This window comes from Brevibacterium sp. GP-SGM9 (assembly GCF_047300845.1).
GTDB lineage: Bacteria > Actinomycetota > Actinomycetes > Actinomycetales > Brevibacteriaceae > Brevibacterium.
In genome coordinates this window covers 3,214,670-3,236,511 of sequence record NZ_CP178563.1, presented here as the reverse complement: position 1 = coordinate 3,236,511, position 21,842 = coordinate 3,214,670, and the positions used below count along the sequence as shown (strand labels likewise).

Genomic DNA, 21,842 nt, shown 5'->3' with positions numbered 1-21,842 from the left:
CCGCCTCGACCACAGACCCGACCGCTGCGCGATCACGCACAGCAAGTCTGCGTCGCCCGCACAGCTGCTCCCGCACGGACGCCCAGAACGGACGCACCGACCAAGACGGTCAAGCTGCCGAGGTAGTCCAGCCGCCGAGGCGGTCGAACGGCCCCACCGCCGTCACCGTTAGAATCGCGGGCATGACGTCGACTCCTGCGCTGACCGAGATCATGTCCCCCGACTGGGCCGAGGCCCTGTCCGATGTCGAGGAGCAGATCCATGCGATGGGCGACTTCCTCCGTGCCGAGATCGCCGCCGGCCGCGACTATCTGCCGAGCGGGGACAAGGTCTTCCGCGCCTTCGCCGAACCCCTCGCCGAGGTGAAGGTCCTCATCGTCGGCCAGGATCCCTACCCGACACCCGGCCATCCCATCGGCCTGTCCTTCGCCGTTGACCCGGAGGTCCGGCCGCTGCCGCGCTCCCTGGGCAACATCTACAAGGAGCTCGAGGCCGATCTCGGGATCGCTCCGGCAGACCATGGCGACCTCCGAGCCTGGTCGAGGCAGGGAGTGATGCTGCTCAATCGCTCGCTGACCGTGCAGTCCGGTCAGCCCGCCTCGCATCGTGGAAAAGGGTGGGAGACCATCACGGAGAGAGCCATCTCGGCCCTGATCGAACGCGACCAGCCGCTCGTCGCGATCCTGTGGGGTCGGGATGCGCGGAACCTCGCTCCCCTGCTGACATCGGGAACCGCCGAGGTGGCCATCGTCGAATCCGCCCACCCCTCACCGCTCTCGGCCAGCCGCGGGTTCCTCTGCTCACGCCCGTTCTCCCGGACGAACGACCTCCTCGGGCAGAAGGGCATCGCCCCGATCGACTGGAGCCTGCCGGAGCAGTAGGCCCGGTTCCCGCGCTCTCAGGCCTGGCCGGAGTCGATGGCGATCGTCGACTCCTGGGACCGGGCGGATTCCGCGGACTTCTCCACCGCATCGGCCTTGAGGCTCTTGAGCGGCCGGGCCAGGTAGCCGCCGAACACGGCGCCGACGGCCAGTGCGGCATTGGACAGGATCGCCGTGAACAGCGAGGACAGGCCCACGGCGAAGGTCACGTTCTCCGTTTCCGAGGCGATCTGGTAGACCGCTTCGAAGATCGAGAGGCCCTGCAGCAGCGTGTAGATCGCGGGAATCGTCAGCACGATCGCCGGGGCGCCGAGGCGCAGTGCCAAGGGCCGCGACAGGAACCCGGCCACCGTGGCCGAGAGCAGGCTGGCCAACACATTGTCGATGTTGAGCAGGGTCAGCGACATCATCGTGATGTAAGAGGCCAATCCGACGACCGCAGCCGGCAGGATGAAGCGCCGCCTGGCCTGCATGCCCACGGCACCGGCCATCGCGACCACGGCCGAGGCGACCAATGACAGGATCGCCGTGACCACGTGCGGACTGTTCTTGGGCACGAGCACCTCGATCTGACTCATCCCCATCGCCTGGCCGCAGACGACGCCGAGGGCGATGCCTGCGACGATGCCCGCCAGGGTCATGAACACCCCGACCATCCGACCGGCGGCGGTCAGGGGGAAGTTCGTCAGCGCATCCTGGACCGCCGAATAGAGCGACTGGGTGGGCAGCAGGAGCACGATTCCGGCGGCCACCATATATTGCGGGGAATCGACGATGCCGAAGTTGCCCGCCGCCATCGCCACGAGCGTCGCGGCACTCGCCTGCAGGCTGGTGATGAAGAACGAGGGCAGGTGGGTCCGGCCGAGGTATTTGCCGACCTGGAAGATGAGGATGGCCATGACGACGCCCAAGGGTGCTGCCACCGCTCCCCCGCCGAGGAGGACGACGAGGCTGCCGACCATCAGTCCCCAGGCGCCGGTGACGAACCATTCCTGGAACGGTCTGCGCTGAGAGCGGATCGCATCGAGTCGGCTGCGGGCCTCGTGGAAGCCGAGCTTGCCGTCGACGAGGTCGGTGACGAGTTTGTGCACGGAGGCAAGCTTCGCGTAGTGCGTGGACTCTCCGCGGTTGACCCGCATCACGGTCATCAGTCGACCATCGGAGGTCGAATAGTGGACGACGAGGGTGTTCGAGGTGAGATCCACCTCGACGGTGGCCAGACCGCAGGCCGTGCAGGCGGCGATCACGGAGACCTCGACATCGCTGGTGGCGGCACCGGCGCGCATCGTGATCGCGGCGATGTCCGCGGCGAGGTCGAGGACCATTCGGGCCTCGTCCTCGCTCGGTTCGGTCGCCTGCACGGGAGCCTGGTAGGGGGTGCCCTTGAGGGCGGTGACGATCGGCACCGGCTGCGTGTTCGTCGAGGTTCCGGACACGAGCTTGCCGACGGTGCGGCGCGCGACTCGCTGAGCGATGCGCTGCGAGGCGCCCCGATGGTCGGTTCTGTTGCCTTTGGCCTTGCCCGAGGCGGTCTTCGCAGCCTTCGCCGCGGCCTTGGCGTTAACGGCTGCAGCTTGGTCCGCGGAATCCTCGGGCACCTCGCCGACCGGTGAGTCGCGCAGCTCCTGGAGACGCTGCAGGCGGGTGCGTTCGAGCAGCTCCCGCAGTGCCTGCGACCCCACCTCGGGGTTGGCCGCGGCAGGGGTCGCTCCCCGCACAGGTCCTGGTGATGCGGGATCCTCCACCGGGACCTGGGCGGTGGTGGCGTCTTCGGGGGTGTCCTCGCTCACGGCTCGCTGATGAGAGTCGGGCCGTGCGGGTCGGCGACGGCGGCGGTTCCGGACTCGGCGTCGAATTCGTAGACCTTGCGGCCGGAGACGAAGACCGTCTCTGCCCGCGCATCGAGGTCGAGGGGGTCTCCCGACCAGATGACGATATCGGCGTCGCGGCCCGGGGCCAGAGAGCCGAGCCGGTCGTCGAGACCGAACATCGCGGCCGGATTGATCGTCAGGGCCTCGAGGGCGATGACCGGGTCGAGCCCCTCCTTCACGGCCAGGGAGGCTTCGTGGATGAGGAAGTTGATCGGGATCACCGGGTGGTCGGTGGTCAGGGCGATGCGCACACCGGCCTTGGCCAGGGCGGCGGCGGTGGCCAGCGTGCGATCGCGCAGTTCGACCTTCGAGCGGCTGGTCATCAGCGGTCCGAGGATGACATCGATGCCTTTGGCCGCGATGTAGTCGGCGATCTTGTGGCCTTCGGTGCCGTGGTTGATGATCAGCCGGTACCCGAACTCCTCGGACAGGCGGATGGCGGTGGCGATGTCGTCGGCGCGGTGGCAGTGCTGGTCCAAGGCGAGGGTCCCGTCGAGCACCTCGGCGAGGGTCTCCTTGACCAGATCGCGCTCGAAGGGCGTCCCCTCAGTCTCGGCATGATCGCGCTTCGCCCGGTAGTTCGCGGCGTCGACGAAGGCTTCGCGGATGATCTTCGCGGTGCCCATCCTCGTCGACGGGGTGACCTTCTTCTCCCCGTAGACGCGCTTCGGATTCTCCCCGAGCGCCGATTTCACGGACAGATCCTGGGTCACGAGCATCTCGTCGACGATCCGACCCCAGGTCTTGAGGAAGGCCGTGCGTCCGCCGATCGGGTTGCCGGAGCCGGGCTTGATCAGCGCCGAGGTGACGCCTCCGCGCAGGGCATCCTTGAATCCCAGGTCGGTGGGGTCGATGCCGTCGAGGGCGCGTACGCCGGCACCGTTGGGATCGGTCATCTCGTTCGTGTCATCGCCGGACCAGCCTTCGCCGTCCTCATGCACGCCGAGGTGGCCGTGGGCTTCGATGAAGCCGGGCAGCACCCAGCGCCCTCCGGCATCGATGACCTCGGTTCCGCTCGGCAGATCTGCCGCCGCGGAGTTCCCCCCGACCACCGAGGTGATCGTGCCCGCTGAGACGATGATCGTGCCCGATTCGATCGCCTCGGCGCGGTTGCCGTCACTGTCGGCGATCGGCAGGATGCGCGCGTTCGTGATCGCGAAATCCGTGCTGGTGGGAACCGGAACCGAGCGATACATTGTGCTCCTTACAGGGTGGTCGACACCGACATTCTGACTGTGTTTTCGAGTCTACGCCACCGGTGGTTTCGACCCGCCGATCACCCGCGCCCGACCCGCAGGGAATCGGTGGGATAACCGGCCCGAATCGTGCTCTGTGTCAGGGATCTCCGTTCGCTGAGTCAGGAGATCTCCGTGCTCTGCGTCGAGGGATGAGTATAGTCTTGAAGTCGAGTCGAGAAGAGAAGGATCCCTGATGCTCCAGACCATCAATTCGTACGTCGCGATCGGCGATTCCTTCAGCGAGGGCCTGATGGATCACGACCCGGACGAGGAGAACCGCTTCCGAGGCTGGGCCGACCGACTGGCCTGGATGCTCACCGAATCCCCGGCCGGCAGCCCTGATCTCAGCTATGCCAATCTCGCGATCCGCGGACGGCTGCTCGATCGGATCGTCGACGAGCAGGTGCCCAAGGCGCTGGAGATCAAGCCCGACCTCGTCAGCTTCTGTGCCGGCGGCAACGACTGCCTGCGACCGAAGGCCGATATCGACGATCTGGCCAATCAGTTCGAACGCGCCGTTATCGCTCTGCGTGAGTCCGGCATCGAAGTGCTCATGTGCAACGGCTTCGACACCGAGATCGCCTCGCCCCTGATCCGCGCTGTGCGACCGCGGGTGGGCATCTACAACGCACATCTGTGGACCATCGCGCAGCGCCATGGCTGCCACATGATCGACGTCTGGGGGCTGCGCTCGCTCTATGCCGATGAGATGTGGGCCGATGATCGGATCCACCTCTCGCCGGCCGGCCACGACCTCGTCGCCCGGCAGGCCCTGGCGACGTTGGAGAGCGGTCATTCCCTGCCGGTCAAGGGCTTCGCGATGCCTGCGCGGCCGACCCGAGCGATCCGGGACGTCATGAGCGAGGAGTCGCGGTGGGCCAAGGACTTCTTCGCCCCCTGGGTCGGCAGGCGCCTGCGCGGTCAGTCCTCGGGCGATCGGCTCGGCGCGAAGCTGCCCACCCTCACCCGCCTGCGTCCGCCGGAGGCCGGTGACCCTGTCGACGACGGCGGTGTCGCGCATGACTGAGTCGGCCCGGCCGGGCACGCCGGCCGTCTCCCGCATCGACGAACTCATCGCCGAGGGCGAAGGCCTCGCCGTCGCTGAGCCTGTGCGCCGAGTCGACTACGGGGACGATCCCGATCAGTTCCTCGAGGTCTACGGCGATCCGGCGAGCGCCTCGTCGGTGCTGATCTTCGTCCACGGCGGCTACTTCCGTCCCCGCACCGATCTCACCCATGCCCGCCCCACGGCCCAGGCCCTCGCCGAGGCGGGGGTGCTTGTCGTCCTCGTCGAATACCGCCGAATCGGCGGGCAGCCGCGGAGTCTCGACGATGTCACCGCCGCCATCGACTTCACGACCGGTTCCCTCGAAACCTGGGGTGTGCCGCGCGAGGCCCGGGAGGATCTCGTCATCGCCGGCCACTCGGCAGGCGGATGCCTCGTGCTGTCCTGGGCGAGCCACCTCGGCGAGGACGGCCCAGCGGTCAGCCTGTTCCCCCTCGCCCCGGTCACCGATCTGCTTCGGGAGGTCGAGCTGGGCCTCGGCGACGGGGCGGTGCTCGACTATATGGGAGTGCGTCCCGGTACGCGCCCCGGGGAAGACCTGGCGCCCTACCTGCGGGAGGACCCGCGCAGCCGGGTCGCATGCATCCCTGATCGGGTCGACGTCCACATCATCCACGGCGATGCCGACGAGACCGTCGATGTCGGCTTCTCCCGGACGTTCCCGGCACCGCTGACGGTGCTCGAAGGCGCCGATCACTTCGATCTCATTGACCCCGCATCCCCCTATTTCCCGGACGTCCGGAGGCGGATGTTCAGTCGGGCCGCGGCCGCGACAGAACGCATCGACATCGACTGAGTCGAGCTTGTCGAGGCTATCGCGCCCGTCGCGCCTGCCGAGCCTGTCGAGCCTGTCGAGCCTGTCGAGCCTGTCGAGCCTGTCGAGCCGTAGCTCATCATGGCAGTGCGGCTACGCGAAAGGGCCCGCGCCGATGTCCTGCCCGGACCCCGCGTCCGGGCTGCTCTGCGCGCCTCTCCCATTCGCCGCACCGGGCGTGGACTGCGTGCCCGGACCGTGCTCGATGCCGGTGCGGATGTCGAAAAGCTCGGGGAAGAAGGTGAGGTCGAGGGCCTTCTGGAGGAAGCCGACTCCGCTCGAGCCGCCCGTGCCGCGCTTCATGCCGATGATCCGCAGCACCGTGCGCATGTGGCGGTAGCGCCAGAACTGGAAGTTCTCCTCGAGGTCGACGAGCTCTTCGCAGCTTTCATACTCGAGCCAGTACTCCTGCGGGTTCTCGTAGATGATCCGGAAGGTCTCGAGCAGCTCTTCGTCGAAGATGTGGGCAACGGTCACGTCCCTCTCGAGCAGTCGCTGCGGCACCGGGAGTCCGCGCCGGGCGAGGAAGCGGAGGAACTCGTCGTAGATGCTCGGTTCACCCAGGTACGTCTCGAGCTGCTCCCGGGCCTCGGGCTCGGAGTCGAAGACGGCGAGCATGCCTCTGTTCTTGTTGCCGAGCAGGAATTCCACGGCCCGGTACTGCCAGGACTGGAAGCCCGAGGACTTGCCGAGCTCGTCGCGGAAGCCGACGTATTCGCTCGGGGTCAGCGTGGCGAGCACCGACCACTGCTCGGTCAGAGTCTTCTGGATGTGCTTGACTCGGGCGATGCGTTTGAGCGCAGGCTGCAGGCGCTCGGCGGCGATGAGCCTACGGGCGTCGAGGAGTTCGTGGATGACGAGTTTGAACCACAGCTCCGTGGTCTGGTGCTGGACGATGAACAGCAGCTCGTCATGGTGGACCGGGTCGCTGACCGGATGCTGGGCGCTGAGCAGCCGGTCGAGGTCGAGGTACGACCCGTAGGTCATCTGCTCCTTCAAGTCGGTGTGGATCTCGTCTTCGAGCTTCCGTTCGTTCTTCTCGGCAGTGGACCCATCGTCCTTCGCCTCTGGCCGGTCGTCCGTCTGTTCGGACCTGTCGTCAGTCATGCCGACCAGCTTAGGGCCTCCGGCGCTCCGGATCGGCGATCTCTCTCACGGAGTCGACGAGCCGTCTGAAATCCTCCGGCATCCGGCTCTCACCGAAGCGGACGTAGCCGAAGCGGCTTTCGATGAGGTAGACGAAGCGATCGGCTCCCCCGCCGGCGTGGGATCCCCCGCCGGCCTCGGCGCTCCCGCCGGCCTCGGCTTCGTTGGGACCGGCCTCGGACTCGTTCGAACCGGACTCCGACTCCCACGGCAGCGCTGCGATCCTCGGCCCGATCTCCTCCCGATGCCGGCTCGCATCGACGTCGATGTCCCACACGAGGAGAAAGCCGCCGATCCCCCCGCTGCGTTCGATGAGGAGGTGCCCGAACCCGCCCTCCTCTGCGGAGTCGCGCTCTGTGGAGTCGCGCTCTGCCGACTTGCGCTCGGCGGAGTCACGGCCGGCCAGCTCGGCGCGCTCTGCTCCCGACTGCTCCTCGGCAGGGCCGCTCACCAGCTGCTCCCCACATTGCCTCGCCCCGCGGTCCCAGTGGTCACGCCCACCGCGTCCCAGCTCTGGACGAGCGCATCGTGGACGTCGGATCCGTACCCGAATTGCGCGGCCGCCTCGGCGACGGTCAGTGCAGCGAAGCCGGCGAAGTCGGTCTGCTTCGTGATCGTCCTCCCCGTGAGCACGGCGTACCAGACCTGGCCGACCGTCTCCCAGGCCGGACCGCCGAGGTTGGTGGCCGCGAGCGCGAAGGCGCGGTTGGGGATGCCCGAGTTGAGGTGGACTCCGCCGTTGTCGGAGTCGGTGGTGACGTAGTCGTCCATGTGCGCCGGCTGCGGATCCTTGCCGAGGACATCGTCGTCGTAGGCAGTGCCGGGAGCGAGCATCGAGCGCAGGGCCTCACCGGTCACCTCGGCGGTGAAGATTCCGGAGCCGATGAGCCAGCTGGCGTCCTCGGCGCTCTGCCCCGCCGCGTACTGCTCGGTCAGCGCCCCGAAGACGTCGGCGCAGTGTTCGTTGAGCGCCCCGGGCTGACCGAAGTACTCAAGGTCGGCGGTGTGGCTGATCACCCCGTGGGAGAGCTCGTGGCCGATGATCGAGACGGACCCTGTGAAGCCGGTGAAGACTTCGGCGTCGCCGTCGCCGAAGACCATGAGGCGACCGTCGAAGAAGGCGTTGTCGTAGTCGACGCCGTAGTGGACGCTGGCGATGAGCGGCATGCCGTTGCCGTCGAGGGAATCGCGTTCGAAGACCTCGGAGAAGAGGGAGTAGGAGGCGCCGAGGCCGTCGTAGGCCTCATTGACGGAACTGTCGGCGACAGGCTCCTCCCCCTCGCTGCGGACGAGGACGCCGGGCAGGACTTCGCGGTTCTGCGCATCGTGGATGAGCCGGTTGAGGGCCGCCTCGGATGCGTCGGACGACTCGGATGCCTCGGACGCGACGGCTGAGCGGTCGGCGGACTCGCGCAGGTTCTCCGGTGGGGTGTAACGCAGCCCTTCGGCCCGCAGGTTCCGGCACTGCGCATCGGACATGCGGCAGGTGTGCGCGGCCACGGCGGCACGCGGGAACTTCTCAGCGCCACGATCGGCGATCGCATCGAGCAGATAGGGCGGGACCACGAAATGAGCACTCATGGTCCAAGGGTCGCACCTTCGCACGGATTCCGATAGGCCGTCGGCGACTGCGGTCACTACCTGGTCCTGCGCAGCGTTCCCACAGCCCGCCTCGACGATGCGAAGGACCGGGATCTCAGACTCTTCGCAGGGGCACCGCACTCGCACTGACGATCGTCTTCGTCTGCTACCCCTCGGCCACCTCGGTGACGGTGTCTTCCCTGCTCCCGGTGGGTGCGCGGAGCACGAGGGTGATGACGATGATGATCATGAACACGGTCGTGAGGAAGGTCGGGATGGGAATGATCGGGTCGAGGAGGACGAGCACCGCGCAGAGCGGGATGACCGTGTTGACGAGCCCGTCGGCGTTCGGACGGATGGCGAGCAGCCACACCCCGAGGACGAAGATCGCGATCGGCACCGAGACCGTGAACGTCGCGAGCACCGGATCGAGCGCGCTGTGGCCCAGCTGCGAATCGACCTCGACTCCGACCCCGGCGGAGAACGCACCCGCGGCACCGAAGATGAAGTAGTGCCCGTAGCCGTATTTGAGGGTTCCGCGTACTCCCCCGATCGCCCGGTGGTGGGGCGGCCAGAAGTAGATCCACCACATGGCGGCGGTGACGATGAGGCAGAGTACGCCGAGGGAGACCAGCGGAATGATGTCCTCGATCTCCGAGAATGCCTCGAAGATCGCATCGGCCGAGGCGAGCAGGCTCTCACCGAGGACGATGATCGTGAAGCAGCCGTAGCGTTCGGTGATGTGGTGCGGATGCCACGGGGTCTGGTCCCGCAGTTCCGCGAGGACGGGGATGGACACCTCGGCGAGGACGAGGAGGACCATCAGCCCGATCGACAGCGCCCCGGAGGGCACGAGCAGCCAGAGCAGCCACAGGAGTTGGACCCCGCCGATGCCGCAGGCGTAGATGATCGTCGTCCGCTTGGCGCTGCCCGCGTGGCGGGAGGCGCGCAGCCATTGGGCGATCATCACGATGCGCATGAGCACGTAGCCGTAGACGAGGATGTGTTCGTCGCCGTGTTCGAAGACCGGTCCGATCCCGGCGGCGAGGACGAGCACCCCGCCCATCTGGACGATCGTGAGCACCCGGTAGAGCCAGTCGTCGGTGTCGAAGGAGGTGGCGAACCACGTGAAGTTCATCCACGCCCACCAGATTCCGAAGAACACGATGAAGTAATGGCCGAGACCTTCGCCGAGGTGGCCGGCCGTGACCGTGTCATGGAGGTTCGTCGAGGCGATGGAGACGGCGATGACGAAGACGAGGTCGAAGAAGAGTTCGAGGGTGCTCGCCGCACGGCCGGACTCACCGGGGTCGCGCGGGCGCATCGGGGTCAGACGGAACCGGGAGGGGGCGGTGCCGGTCGGCGTTGGCATGGGGCTCACCTCGGTGACATGGGAACGGCGGCTGGGGTGCGGGCTCGACCCAGTGTAGGCCCGGGCGCCCGACGGTGCACCGCTCTGGGCTGAGCAACGGGTCTGCGACCAGGGGTTCTAGACTGAGATCGTGCTCAAACCGATCCTCTGGCCCGTTCTCGCGCCGTCTCTGCTCTTCGCCGTCGGGTTGGGTGCGATCCTTCCGGTCCTCGTCCTCGGGGCACTGTCCCTGGGGTCGACCGCCTCGTTCGCGGCCGCCATCGTCGGGATCATGGGAGCCGTGTCGCTGGCCGCAACGGTGCCGGCGGGAATGCTCATCGACCGCCTCGGCGACTTCCGGGCCATGGTCGCCGCGACCGCCACCGCTGTCGTCGTCCTCGGCGCGATCATCGCGGCGCTGATCTGGGATTCTCCCTATTCGCTCGTCGTCTACACCGTCGCTCTCATGCTGTTCTCTCCGGTCAACGACATCTGGAGCCTGGCTCGGCAGGCGGTGGTCGCGGAGATCATGCCCCCGCACGACCTCGGGAAGGCGATGACCGCGCTCGGCGGCAGTCAGCGCGTCGGCAACCTCGTGGGCCCCATCGTCGGCGCCGGGCTCATGCTCGTCCTCCCGATCTGGTCGGTCTTCGCCTTCGCCGGTCTCGCCGCCATCGCCGCCGTCATCGTCATGGCTCTGCCGATCGGGCGGCTGCCTGAGATGCCGGGCTCGAAGGCGCAGCGGCAGAGCTCCTCACCCACGGCGACGACCGGCCGGCGTCCCCGCCTCGAGGTGCGGTGGAGCGCCGTGATACTCGCCGGCATCTCCATCATCGCCCTGGCCGTGGCCCGTGCCGCCCAACCCGTCGTGATCCAACTGTGGGGTGTCCAGATCGGGTTGCACGAGTCCTCGATCTCCCTGCTCATCGCCTTCGGCGCCGCTCTCGAACTCGTCTTCATGTTCCTCGGCGCCTACATCAAGGACCGACTCGGCCGGGTCGCCACCATGGTTGCGTGTCTGACGATCTTCGGCTCCGGGTTCATCGTCATGGTGGCGCTGCCGAGCCTGATCGGGATGATCGTGGCCGCGGGCATCATGGCCGTGGGCAACGGCCTCGGCGCCGGGGTGAACATGACGATCGGCGCGGACTTGTCGCCGGCGATCGGCCGCGCCCGATTTCTGGGCATCTGGGCGATCTTCAACAACGGCGGCAAGCTGGGCGGGCCGGCGCTCATCTCGCTGGTGATCACCGTCGCCTCCCTGCGCTTCGGGGTGCTGTTCACGGGCATCGGGGCCATCCTCGGCGCGGTCTGGATCCTCGCCTGGTCACCTCGGATCGGACTGCCGGGCCGCCGGCGGAGGCAGCGCGACTGATTGCCGGCCTCCACGGTCTCGCGAGCACGCAGATCCGCGAGCACGCAGATCCGCGAGCACGCAGATCCGTCTCCGCCCAAGTCGACCGATACGGCTTAGGCTGGTGGTGACCCTTTCGTCGACGTCCGGGAGTTCTTTTATGCAGGTGAGACGCTGATGGCCGCCCTTGATTTCGGCGGGTACACGTTGCTGACGATTGCCGCTCTCATCTTCCTGCTGATCCAGTCATGGCTGGCCGCGACTGTGGTCCGACGTGTGCTCGGAGTGCCCACAGGGTGGCCGCGGACGATCGCGGTGGGGCTCGTGATGAGCGGTGTCATGGCCGTGACCGTCCAATACCTCTTTCGCGCCGGCACCGGGCAGAACGTCGGCGGTCTCGACGTGGCTCCCGGGGTCGCTCTCATTCTCCTGCTGTTGGCCACCGGGTGGATCTTCGCCCTCGGTGTGGGTGTGCTGGTCATGATCGAGGCAGCGTTCCCGACCGGCAGCCTGCCCGGCCCGCAGTCGCTGCTCTTCGGGTGGAAGGCCCGGCGGCGGCGCGGGCGACGCTACGCCCAGGTGGTGTCGATCGCGGTCCGTCATGGCCTCGGGTCCCAGCTGCGCGGCTTCGGCAGGACAGGTTCGCCCGGCCGGGAGTCCAAGACCGCCCGTGCACTCAAGGAATCCCTCGCCGAGGCGGGGGTGACCTTCGTCAAGCTCGGTCAGATGCTCTCGACCCGGCGCGACATCCTCCCACCGGCCTATGTTCGCGAACTCGAGACCCTGCAGACGCAGGTCACCCCCGAGCCCTGGTCGGTCATCGAACCGGCCATCGAAGACCGAATCGGTGCACCGATCTCGACGGTCTTCTCACGCATCGAGTCCACGCCGCTGGCGGCCGCCTCGGTGGCCCAGGTCCACGAGGCCACCCTGCTCGACGGGACGGAAGTCATCGTCAAGGTCCAACGACCGAAGGCCCTCCACCAGGTCAGTCAGGACCTCGACATCATCCTGCGCCTGGCGAGATGGCTGAACCGGACCACCGTGTGGGGCAAGGATCTGGGCATCGAGAACCTGGCCAAAGGATTCGCCGACTCCCTCGAGGAGGAGCTCGACTACCGCATCGAACTCGACAATATGCGTAGCATCGAGGCATCGCTGCAGCGCTCAGGGAAGTTCGCGGTCACCGTCCCACACGGCTATCCGGAGCTCTCGGGCGAGCGACTCCTCATCATGGACAAGCTGCCCGGCCGGCCCGTGTCCGCAGCGGGGTCGATCCTCCGCGAACTGTCCGCCGAGGAACGCTCGCATCTGGCCACAACACTTCTCGGAGCGACACTCGAACAGATCATCGGCGATGGCATCTTCCACGCCGATCTGCATGCGGGCAACATCTTCATCATGCCCGACGGCTCCCTGGGCCTCCTCGACTTCGGTGCCGTCGGCAGGCTCGATCCCGCGACGCAGACCGCACTCGGCCTCATGCTGTATTCGATCGACCAGAATGACAGTGCCGGTGCCACCGATGCGCTCATCGAACTGCTCGGGCGGCCCGAGGACCTCGACGATCGTGGGGTCGAACGTGCAGTCGGCGAGCTGCTCACCCGGTACGGGGGCAGCGCGGGCGCTCACAATGGGCAGAAGCTCTTCGACGACCTCTTCACCCTCGTGCGGGCGCACAGGTTCTCCGTGCCGGCTCCGATCAGTTCGGCGTTCCGCGCCATGGCCTCGGTCGAGGGAGCACTCCTCGTCATCGATCCGAACTTTGACGTGGTCGCGGTCTCGCGCACGGAGGGCAAGCGCCTCATGCGCAGCAAGCTCAAGCACACGAAGATCACCGATGAGCTCCAACGCCGGGCTCTGCAGCTGCTGCCGATGATCGACCGGATGCCTCGGCGGATCAACAAGATCACCGAGGACCTCGAGCAGGGTCGGTTCTCGATGAACATGCGGGTGTTGGCGAATCCTTCGGATCGACGGTTCCTCACCAGCCTGTTCCAGCAGCTCATCGTCGCGGTCCTCGCCGGGGCGGCCGTGGTCGGCGCCATCATGCTCATCACGAGCGAGGAGGGACCGCTGCTCACGGAGGGGATCCACCTCTACGCCTTCTTCGGCTTCGTCCTCCTCTTCGGCGGATTCGTGCTGAGCATGCGGGCGCTCATGCTCGTGTTCAGACGCGGCGTCGACGGGTAGCGGACCGTCTCCGAAACCCCGCTTCGACGGGCAGCGGGCCACCCGCGAGACCCCGCGTCCTGCACGCTTGCACAGAGCACGGGGTCTGTCTCAGCCGCGATGCTCTCAGCCGGGATGCCGAGCGATCAGGCGGCGGGGATCTCGAACTCCGCCTCGAATTCCGGAACCTTCTTGTCCTCCCCGATCACCTTCGCCTCGGGACGGACGTAGGACCCCTTGATCGAGTCCGCTGTCTTGCCCAGGTAGATCGGAATGTAGCCCGTGGTCCGACCATCGCGGCGTGAGGCGAAGTCGAAGTACTCATAGCCGGCTGCTTCGACCTCATCCTTCGCCGTCGACGCGTAGTTGGCTTCCGATCCGGCGCTGTCGAGGTAGAAGTCCGCGGCGCTGACAGTGCCGCCATAGGTCTTGCCGGGCTCGACCTTCACCTCGAGGTAGACCATTTCACCATCGGGATCGTCGGTGGCTTCGTAGTACTCGGTGGGGTTGTGGCGCACCGCCGAGACGATGGTGATGACGTCTCCGGTCTCCTCATCGGTGAACTCGGTGCCGACCTTCACCTCGGTGCCTTCGGCTGCTCCGGCGCCGGCGTCGGTAGTGTCGGTGGTCTCGCCGCCCCCGGTGGTGTCGGTGCTGTCCGGTGCTTCGGTCTCTTCGGTGTTCTCCTCTGCCGAGAAGCCCTGATTCTGGTCTTCGCTGGGCGCGGCCTCACTCTGTGTGTCTTCGCGAGGTGCGTCCTCGACGCTGCCGCCGCAGGCTGACAGTGCCAGGATGGCGGCAATGGCCAAGGCAGACGTCTGCGTGAGAACTCGGGCTGTGTGGCGTCCGGTGCGGTTCATCGGTTTCCCTTTCACAATGGTGGGCACTTCCTGAGTCGAGTGAATGTCGACTCATCGGCCCTGACAGGGAGAGACATTACCGACGACGGCACCGGCATCTAGTGATCGATAGAGCACATGGGGTTGCAGATCTGGAACAGGCGCGGTGAATTGCACCCTTTGAGTCAGCGAGCACCGGTTTCAACCAGTGTTCTGTGATCTGAAGTGTGCATTCAGCAGATCCTGCCGGTCTGAACGCACCACACCCCACGTCCGCAGACGACTGCGGTGGGTGGGGTGTGGAGTGAGGGAGCCCCCTGTCAGACTCGAACTGACGACCTTCGCTTTACAAGAGCGGTGCTCTACCAACTGAGCTAAGGAGGCGCGGCGGCAGATCGAAGCCGTCTGCGCCTACACGATAGTAGTCCATTCACCTCAGCGGCCACAAAACCCACCTCGGCGACCACAAAACCATCAGGACGCGAGAAGACCGGCCCACACCCGCCTCGGCGAGCGCGGACCGGTCACGGCGTCACCCGCGAGGGCCTCAGCCCTTGAACTCTCCGGTGGCCTTGAGGATCTCGGTGGCCAGGGCCTGCGGATCGCTCGTCTGCTCGGTGTGCTCACCGTTGATGAGGACCCACGGGGTGGCCTCGACGCCCGAGTCGAGCGCGTCCTGCGTCGTGTCCTCGACGTACTTCGAGAAGGTCTGGTTCTTCACGCAGGATTCGACGGTCTGCTCGGGATCGGAGTTGAGCTTCTTCGAGGTGTCGACCCCGGCGTCCTGGGCGACCTTGAGCAGCTCTTCGTCGCTGCGGCCCTCGCTGCCCTCTTCGGGCTGCTGGGCGTACATGGCGGCGAAGAAGTCTTCGACGAGCTCCGGCTGGGTGTCGATGACGCAGGCGGCGAGATTCGCCGAACGGGACGAGTACTCGTTGCCGCCGGACATCCGGTCGAGGATCGCGACCGGCTTGTACTCGAGGACGACCGAACCCTCGTCGGCGAGCTTCTGCAGCGTCGGGGTGTTCGCCTCCTCGAAGGCCTTGCATCCCGGGCACTGGAAGTCGAGGTAGACGGTCACGGTGGCCGCATTTTCCTGCGCTCCGGCCTCGGTGGGCGCGGGCAGATCGGACTCCTCGCCCTCTGGCATCTCCTTGGGCTGCACGGGAGCCCCGTCCTTGGCCAGTGAGATTCCGCCGGCGACGTAGTTCGCAGGAGTCACCCCGGGCTTGCTCTGCTGGAAGATGAGAACACCGACGACAGCGGCGACCACGACGATGACGACCGCAATTCCCGCGTACAGGATGGTCTTGGCGGTCTTCTCCTTCTTCTCCTGATTCGCTGCGATCTGGCGGGCGTTCTCGCGCGCCTTCTGGCGCCTATCGTCTCCGGAGCTGTTCTTCGCCATTGTTCCTCACGTTGGATCGTCTGTCAGCGGGCGGGCCTGGGACCCGAGGTGGTGAGCCGACGCGTGCGGCCCGACGCCCCCACTGTACCGAAATCGGCACCCGTCCGGTTCCCAGTAAAGTTCAAGGTTCAATTACATAAGCGTTCGACCACGCGTCTTCGTTGAGCGAACGCGACGTCGCCGCGAGGCCCTGGCGGCACCGCGGCAGGCACGCTCACACCGGTCCGGGCAGGTAGTTGAAGGGATTGATCGTCAGCGGCCACCAGGTCATGTTCGCTCCGCTCTGGATGACCATGAGACCGATGATGATGAGCAGCGCGGTCGCCGCGAGGGCGATGAGCCGTCCCAGCTGGTTGCGCGTGGCGCCGGAGACCAGGAGCTTCGAGCCGAAGCGCAGACTGGCCGCACCCGGCCCCACCCACAGGACGAGGGCACCGGCGGCACCGGCGGCCCACACCGACCACTGCTCGGAGAAGTCACCGGGCACGATGCCCGCGATGTCGAGTCGGGTGAGCACGAGCATCGCGATTCCCGCGATCGCCGGGAGGATGAAGGAGGCGATCGAGGTCAGCGCCGAGGCAAGCAGCGCACCCGGCGCCGAGGCGAGCGTCCGCCCGAATCCTCCGCCCTCGAGCCCGCGTTCGTACCGATGCTTCTGCACCTTCCGGTCCAGGCGCGTCCCCGTCCGGGCGAAGACCGACCACACGAGAGTGAAGGCGCAGATGACCAGCGGGCTCAGCGGCATGATCGCCACCGCCAGCACGATGAGTGAGAAGACCACCCACCCGCCGGTGCGAATGGTGCGATAGGTCAGCGGCATCCAGCCATAGCCCGGCTGGCCGAACTGACCGGGCTGCGTGCCCGGTCCGCCGGGCTGCATGCCCTGCCCGGGCTGCGCCCCGGAGAGCGTTCCGGGATCGCCGGGCCTGCTCAGCGACCCGCCCTGATGACCGCCCGGGCTCGCCTGCACGAATCCGGCCCCGCCGAGGTCGGCTCCGGCCATCGGCGACCCCGGAGCGGCCTGGATGCCTCCATTGGGATTGCCCAAGGGCGGCGCGGTTGCCCGATTCAGCGGAGGTCCGGAGACCGGACCGGCCTGACCCGGCTGGTTCGGCTGGTTCGGCTGTGCGAAAGTCTGCCCCGACTGCGCATAGTTCTGTCCGCCCGGCGCGAAGCCCTGACCCTGAGAGCCCTGGCCCTGAACGCCGTACTGATCCTGAGCACCGTAGTGCCCCGGATGCGAGCCGGCATGCCCGCCCCCCGCAGAGCCTCCGGCGGTCGGTCGTGCCGCACCCGGATAGCCCGAGCTGGGATAGTCACCGCGCAGGGCACCGTGACCGGCAGCCTGACCGCCCGGGGCCATGCCTTCATCCACGGCGGGCATGACGGCGGTTCCGCTCGGCGATCGGCGCTGGCCGTCGGCGCCTCTGACCGCCGCACCGGATGACGAGCCGGCTCCGAGCTGCGGGGGACGCCCGGACTCGATGTCGACGAGGGCGTCGAGGATCATCTGCCCGCTGGGACGACGTTCGGGCTTGGGGTCGAGGCACGCTCCCAGCAGGGGGACGAAGTTCCGCGGAGCCCCGTCGAGGTCGAACTTGCCCATCGCGACCCGTCCCAGCACCGCCTCGAGAGGACCGGAGCCATAGGGGTTGCGGCCGGTGGCGGCGAAGGCCATGGTCGCGGCCCACCCCCACCAGTCGGTCTTCTCGCTCGAGGTCTTCCCATCGGCGATCTCGGGTGAGAGGTAGCCGGGAGTGCCCATGACGAGGCCGGTCGCGGTGACCCGCACCTCGTCGGCGACCTGGGCGATGCCGAAGTCGATGACCATCGGCTCGCCGTCCATGATCATCACGTTCGCAGGTTTGAGGTCACGGTGGATGACGCCGGACTCGTGGACGGCGTTGAGGGAGTCGAGGAGGGCGTGGCCGAAGTGGACGAGCTCGTCCTCGGCGAAGGGCCCGTTCTCCCGCACATCGTCGGACAGCGTCTGACCGTCGACGAACTCGGTGATGATGAAGGGCTGCGCGGAGTCGAGTTCGGCGTCGAGGACCTCGGCGATGCGGGGGTGCTTGATCCTCCGCAGCGTGCGCACCTCGCGCGCGAGGCGTTTGCGAGCGGTCTCGTCATTGGCGATGTGGGGGTGGAGGACCTTGACGGCCACGGGGTTGTTTCCGCCGTCGACACCGAGATAGACGACACCCATGCCGCCCGAGCCGAGCTCCTCGATGAGGCGGTAGCCTCCCAGATCCTGAACCATCACCTGTCACAGCCTAGTCGAGCGGGTACAGTTCATTCCAAGGACCGACACAGGAGGAGGCGCAGATGAACACCGTCGACTCTGCCGCGCCGAGCACCGATTCCCCATATGGTGACAGTGATTTCGTCGTCGTCGCCAACCGCCTTCCCGTCGATCGCGATGCTTCGGATCCGAACCAGGGGTGGCGCACCTCACCTGGAGGTTTGGTCACTGCGGTGGCTCCGGTGATGAAGGCTCAGGAGGGTGCCTGGATCGGGTGGACCGGGGTGCCGGACGTCGATTTCGACCCCTTCACGATCGACGGCATGCACCTCATCCCGGTGACCCTGACAAATGAGGATGTCCTCAGGTATTACGAAGGGTTCTCAAACGCCACACTGTGGCCTCTCTACCACGACGTCATCGTCCCGCCCGAGTACCATCGCACCTGGTGGGATGCGTATGTGCGGGTCAATAAGCGCTTCGCGGCCAAGGTCGCCGAGGTGGCCGCCGAGTCCGCGACCGTGTGGATCCATGATTATCAGCTCCAGCTGGTCCCGCAGATGGTCCGGCGGATGCGCCCAGACCTGGCGATCGGATTCTTCAACCACATCCCCTTCCCTCCCTTCGAACTCTTCGCCCAGCTGCCCTGGCGTGATGACATCCTCCGCGGCCTCCTCGGCGCCGATCTCATCGGCTTCCAACGGCCTGCCGATGCGGCGAACTTCCGCCGAGCCGTGCGGGCTCGACTGAACTTCACGACCAAGGGGTCGACGGTCTCGGTGCCGGCCGGGGACTTCCTCCCGCCCCATCTGGTCCGCGCCGAGGCGTTCCCGATCTCGATCGACACTCCCTATCTCGAGGAGCTCGCTCGGGATCCGAAGATCATCGAGCGGGCCCGGCAGATCCGCGAGGAGGTCGGCGATCCCAAGGTCATCCTCCTCGGCGTGGATCGGATGGACTACACGAAGGGCATCCGGCATCGGCTCAAGGCCTTCGGCGAGCTGCTGGCCGAGGGGAGGCTCGATGTCGAGGACATCGTGCTCATCCAGATCGCGACGCCCTCTCGTGAGCGGCTTGAGCAGTACAAGATCATCCGGCACGACGTCGAGCTCGCGGTCGGGCGGATCAACGGCGAACAGGCCGATGTCGGCTCCATCGCGGTCCGCTACCTCCACCATTCCTATCCGCGCGATGAGATGACGGCCTTCTTCCTCGCCGCCGACGTCATGCTCGTCACCGCGCTGCGCGACGGCATGAACCTCGTGGCCAAGGAGTACGTCGCGTGCCGCCGCCGTGACGACGGCGCACTCGTGCTCTCCGAATTCACCGGCGCCGCCGAGCAGCTCAAGGGCGCCGTGATGGTCAACCCGCACGACATCGGCAACCTCAAGGCGGGCATCCTCGAGGCCGTGCAGATGGACGAGAAGACCCGGTCGCGGCGGATGAAGCAGATGCGCAAGAAGATCGCCACGGACACCGTCAGCCTGTGGTCGAAGACCTTCCTCGCCGAGCTCGACGCGATCCGCACGAACCCCGAGGCCGTCATTCCCGACCGGCCCACGGCCCTGCCGGACAGGACGACGACCGCCCCCGACCGGCCCGCGACTCCCTCCGACCGTGCCGCGAACTCCGAGGGTCCTGCAGACTCCGAGCGCCCCGCGAACGCCGACGCTGCGACCGCCCAGCGCCCTTCAGACTCCGACCGCGCCTCGTCCTCCGATACCTCTGCCGCTCGATAGGAGCCCCACGTGACCTCGGATCCGACTTCCTCTCCGCCTGCCTGCCCACCGGCCACCCAGTCTCCCGGTTTCACCAACCCCGCCGAGGTGGATCTGCGTGAGCTCGTCACCGCAGAGCAGGTCCTCATCGCCCTCGACTTCGACGGGGTCCTCGCGCCCCTGCAGGACGACCCCGAGACCTCCCGGATCCTGCCTGAGTCCGCCGCGGCGATCGCGGCGCTGAGCTCGATCCCCGGCACCCGAGTGGCCCTGGTCTCCGGTCGCGACATCGCGACTCTGCGCAGGCTGACCGCGCCCCCAGAGGACGTCTGGATCGTCGGCTCCCACGGCGCCGAGGTGGACCTCGGCACCGCCGCCCGTTCCCCCGAGCTCACGGCCGCGGAGAGGTCGATGCTCTCAGCGATCGATGACCACCTCGATTCATTCGCACACACACTGCCCGTCGAGGCCGCCGAGGCACCCTCGGCCACCGGGTTCAGGGTCGAGAGGAAGCCGTATTCGCGGACCGTGCACACGCGCGGCTTCGACGCCGCATTCGCCTCCGCCCTCCACGAGCACGCCGTCGCCGTGCAGCAGGAGTTCCCCGACATCCGTGTCATCGAAGGCCACGACATCACTGAACTCGCCGTCAAGCAGGCGACGAAGGGCGACGGACTGCGCGAGCTCATGACCGCCGAGGCGGCGACCGCGGTGGCCTACTTCGGCGACGATGTCACCGATGAGGACGCCTTCGCCGAACTCGAGAGGCTCTCCGCCGACCACCCGGCGGCAGTGCTGGGCGTCAAGGTCGGCCCGGCTCCGACCCGGGCACCCGTGCGGATCGCGGATCCGGATGCGGTCGCCGCACTGCTGGCCCGCCTCGCTAAGCAGCGTCTCGCAGCACAACGTCTCTCCGCGCAGCGCCGCAGCGCAGACGATTCCTGACCGCGCACCTGAATCGGCCGGTCCCCCGCCTCGGCGCCGGCCTTCACCGTCAGTGCAAGGGCACAGCCCTCACCGTCATTGCAGAGGCACGGACCTCACCATCGTTGCGGAAGCACAACCCGCAGCGTCACTGCGGGGCACGGCCTTTACGGGTCAATGCGCGGCACAGCCCTCAGCGTCGCTGCGGGGGCACCGCGCTGGCGCGCAGCACGAGATCCGGGGCGACGGTGTAGTCGATGTGCGCGGGCTCGGGCCTGGCCTCGATCATCGTGCGCATCTCATCGATCGCCGACTGCGCGACAGTGTTCCAGTCGTAGCTGACCTGAGACAGCGGCGGGGCGATGACATCGGCGTCGGGCACATCGCCGACGGTGAGCAGGGACAGATCCCGCGGCACCTCAAGGCGCAGCCTCTGCGCCGCCTCGAGGATCCCGAAGGACAGCGAAGGCGCGCAGGCGATGACCGCGGTGCAGCGCATATCGAGCAGCTCCTCGGCGGCGGCGACGCCGGCCATCGCTCCCCCGGCGGCTTCGACGACAGGGGCCTGATCGCGAGTGGCCGGAATGTGGAGGACGCCGGCCATCGACTTGCGGAAACCCGCGATCCGGGCCGGCGCCGCCGAATCGGCGAGCACCGCCAGACCGATGCGCCGGTGGCCGAGGTGGACGAGGTGCTGGACGGCGGTGTCGATGCCCCCGGTGGCGTCGAGGTAGATCCGTGAGATCCCATCCTCGTGCCGGGCATTCGAGATCCTGATCAAGGGCAGTCCGCGCTCGTCCAGCACTCCGGCGAGCACGCCGGCCGCTCCCCCGCCGACGACGATCGCTCCGGCCACGCTCGGCCCGCCCACGCCCGTCTCCAACAGGGACTCGGCGAGGGCCTCGACACGTTCGAGCTGCGCCTCGACATGGACGACGGCGATGCGGGAGGAGAACATCCGGTTAGTCAGGATCTCGGACAGGCGCACATAGGGATCGACGTTGCCCGAGCCCACTGCGGGTTTGATGAGCGCGATCGTCGCCGTGTCCGCTCGCGGAGTCTCCCAAGGTTCTCCTTCCACCCCGAGGATCGCCAGGGCCTGTCTGACCTTCGCCAGAGAGGTCGGAGAGACGGAGGTGTGATCGCGCAGCGCCCGCGAGGCCGTGGCCTTCGAGACCCCAGCCGTCGCGGCGATGTCGGCGAGTCCGACGTGCCTGTGCTCGCTCATTGTCTGGGC

17 protein-coding genes and 1 tRNA gene are annotated in these 21,842 nt (G+C 67.3%); 7 read left to right on the top strand and 11 right to left on the bottom strand.

Annotation, left to right across the window (positions count from 1 at the left end):
* Positions 1–182 precede the first annotated feature (182 nt).
* A complete protein-coding gene (locus ACH82I_RS14490) occupies positions 183–881 on the top strand; it encodes a uracil-DNA glycosylase (protein WP_413333595.1) in 699 nt (232 codons plus the stop codon).
* 17 nt (positions 882–898) lie between these two features.
* Here the strand turns inward: ACH82I_RS14490 and ACH82I_RS14485 are convergent, their stop codons facing one another.
* Together ACH82I_RS14485 and ACH82I_RS14480 are read right to left on the bottom strand one after the other, a co-directional pair.
* Complete coding sequence (locus ACH82I_RS14485; RefSeq protein ID WP_230744556.1) at positions 899–2,671, bottom strand: threonine/serine ThrE exporter family protein; 1,773 nt, start codon at positions 2,669–2,671, stop codon at positions 899–901.
* Positions 2,668–3,948, bottom strand: a complete 1,281-nt coding sequence (locus ACH82I_RS14480; RefSeq protein WP_230744555.1) for an amidohydrolase — start codon at positions 3,946–3,948, stop codon at positions 2,668–2,670. Before ACH82I_RS14480 ends, ACH82I_RS14485 begins: the two co-directional genes overlap by 4 nt.
* A 235-nt stretch (positions 3,949–4,183) precedes the next feature.
* Between ACH82I_RS14480 and ACH82I_RS14475 the strand changes: the two genes are divergently transcribed.
* Entirely contained in the window at positions 4,184–5,017 is an 834-nt protein-coding gene (locus ACH82I_RS14475) for an SGNH/GDSL hydrolase family protein (RefSeq protein ID WP_413333592.1), read from the top strand.
* Positions 5,010–5,852, top strand: coding sequence for an alpha/beta hydrolase (locus tag ACH82I_RS14470; protein ID WP_230744553.1), 843 nt, complete (start codon positions 5,010–5,012; stop codon positions 5,850–5,852). The genes ACH82I_RS14475 and ACH82I_RS14470 overlap by 8 nt, the downstream gene beginning before the upstream one ends.
* Before the next feature lie 111 nt (positions 5,853–5,963).
* Here ACH82I_RS14470 and ACH82I_RS14465 read toward each other — a convergent pair whose 3' ends face one another.
* The 4 genes from ACH82I_RS14465 to ACH82I_RS14450 all read right to left on the bottom strand — a co-directional run bounded on the left by ACH82I_RS14465 (position 5,964) and on the right by ACH82I_RS14450 (position 9,969).
* Positions 5,964–6,977: a tryptophan 2,3-dioxygenase gene (locus tag ACH82I_RS14465; RefSeq protein WP_413333590.1), complete on the bottom strand. Its 1,014-nt coding sequence runs from the start codon at positions 6,975–6,977 to the stop codon at positions 5,964–5,966.
* A 10-nt stretch (positions 6,978–6,987) separates the two neighbouring features.
* The gene (locus ACH82I_RS14460; RefSeq protein WP_230744551.1) at positions 6,988–7,467 is read right to left on the bottom strand and encodes a hypothetical protein; all 480 of its coding nucleotides are present in this window, start codon (positions 7,465–7,467) and stop codon (positions 6,988–6,990) included.
* Complete coding sequence (locus ACH82I_RS14455; protein WP_413333588.1) at positions 7,464–8,597, bottom strand: M4 family metallopeptidase; 1,134 nt, start codon at positions 8,595–8,597, stop codon at positions 7,464–7,466. The genes ACH82I_RS14460 and ACH82I_RS14455 overlap by 4 nt, the downstream gene beginning before the upstream one ends.
* A gap of 166 nt (positions 8,598–8,763) precedes the next feature.
* Positions 8,764–9,969 (bottom strand): low temperature requirement protein A, encoded by a 1,206-nt coding sequence (locus ACH82I_RS14450; RefSeq protein WP_413333586.1) that lies wholly within the window; start codon positions 9,967–9,969, stop codon positions 8,764–8,766.
* Positions 9,970–10,099: 130 nt separating this feature from the next.
* Between ACH82I_RS14450 and ACH82I_RS14445 the strand changes: the two genes are divergently transcribed.
* On the top strand, positions 10,100–11,323 hold the full coding sequence (locus tag ACH82I_RS14445; protein ID WP_413333585.1) for an MFS transporter: 1,224 nt from the start codon (positions 10,100–10,102) through the stop codon (positions 11,321–11,323).
* A 156-nt stretch (positions 11,324–11,479) separates the two neighbouring features.
* On the top strand, positions 11,480–13,495 hold the full coding sequence (locus ACH82I_RS14440) for an ABC1 kinase family protein (RefSeq protein WP_413333583.1): 2,016 nt from the start codon (positions 11,480–11,482) through the stop codon (positions 13,493–13,495).
* A gap of 125 nt (positions 13,496–13,620) precedes the next feature.
* Here ACH82I_RS14440 and ACH82I_RS14435 read toward each other — a convergent pair whose 3' ends face one another.
* From ACH82I_RS14435 to ACH82I_RS14420, 4 genes are all read right to left on the bottom strand, one after another.
* Positions 13,621–14,283 (bottom strand): hypothetical protein, encoded by a 663-nt coding sequence (locus ACH82I_RS14435; protein ID WP_413333581.1) that lies wholly within the window; start codon positions 14,281–14,283, stop codon positions 13,621–13,623.
* 341 nt (positions 14,284–14,624) lie between these two features.
* Positions 14,625–14,697, bottom strand: a tRNA-Thr gene (locus ACH82I_RS14430).
* A gap of 163 nt (positions 14,698–14,860) precedes the next feature.
* Entirely contained in the window at positions 14,861–15,721 is an 861-nt protein-coding gene (locus ACH82I_RS14425) for a DsbA family protein (RefSeq protein WP_230744544.1), read from the bottom strand.
* 214 nt (positions 15,722–15,935) lie between these two features.
* Positions 15,936–17,981, bottom strand: coding sequence for a protein kinase domain-containing protein (locus ACH82I_RS14420; RefSeq protein ID WP_413333579.1), 2,046 nt, complete (start codon positions 17,979–17,981; stop codon positions 15,936–15,938).
* Positions 17,982–18,046: 65 nt separating this feature from the next.
* Between ACH82I_RS14420 and ACH82I_RS14415 the strand changes: the two genes are divergently transcribed.
* Positions 18,047–19,702 carry an alpha,alpha-trehalose-phosphate synthase (UDP-forming) gene (locus tag ACH82I_RS14415; RefSeq protein WP_413333577.1) on the top strand — a complete coding sequence of 552 codons (1,656 nt, stop codon included), beginning with the start codon at positions 18,047–18,049 and terminating at the stop codon, positions 19,700–19,702.
* Between the two features lie 9 nt (positions 19,703–19,711).
* Positions 19,712–20,626, top strand: coding sequence for a trehalose-phosphatase (otsB, locus tag ACH82I_RS14410; protein WP_413333575.1), 915 nt, complete (start codon positions 19,712–19,714; stop codon positions 20,624–20,626).
* 172 nt (positions 20,627–20,798) lie between these two features.
* On the opposite strand, the gene ACH82I_RS14405 is transcribed toward otsB, so the two are convergent.
* The gene (locus ACH82I_RS14405) at positions 20,799–21,833 is read right to left on the bottom strand and encodes a substrate-binding domain-containing protein (RefSeq protein WP_413333573.1); all 1,035 of its coding nucleotides are present in this window, start codon (positions 21,831–21,833) and stop codon (positions 20,799–20,801) included.
* Positions 21,834–21,842: the final 9 nt, after the last annotated feature.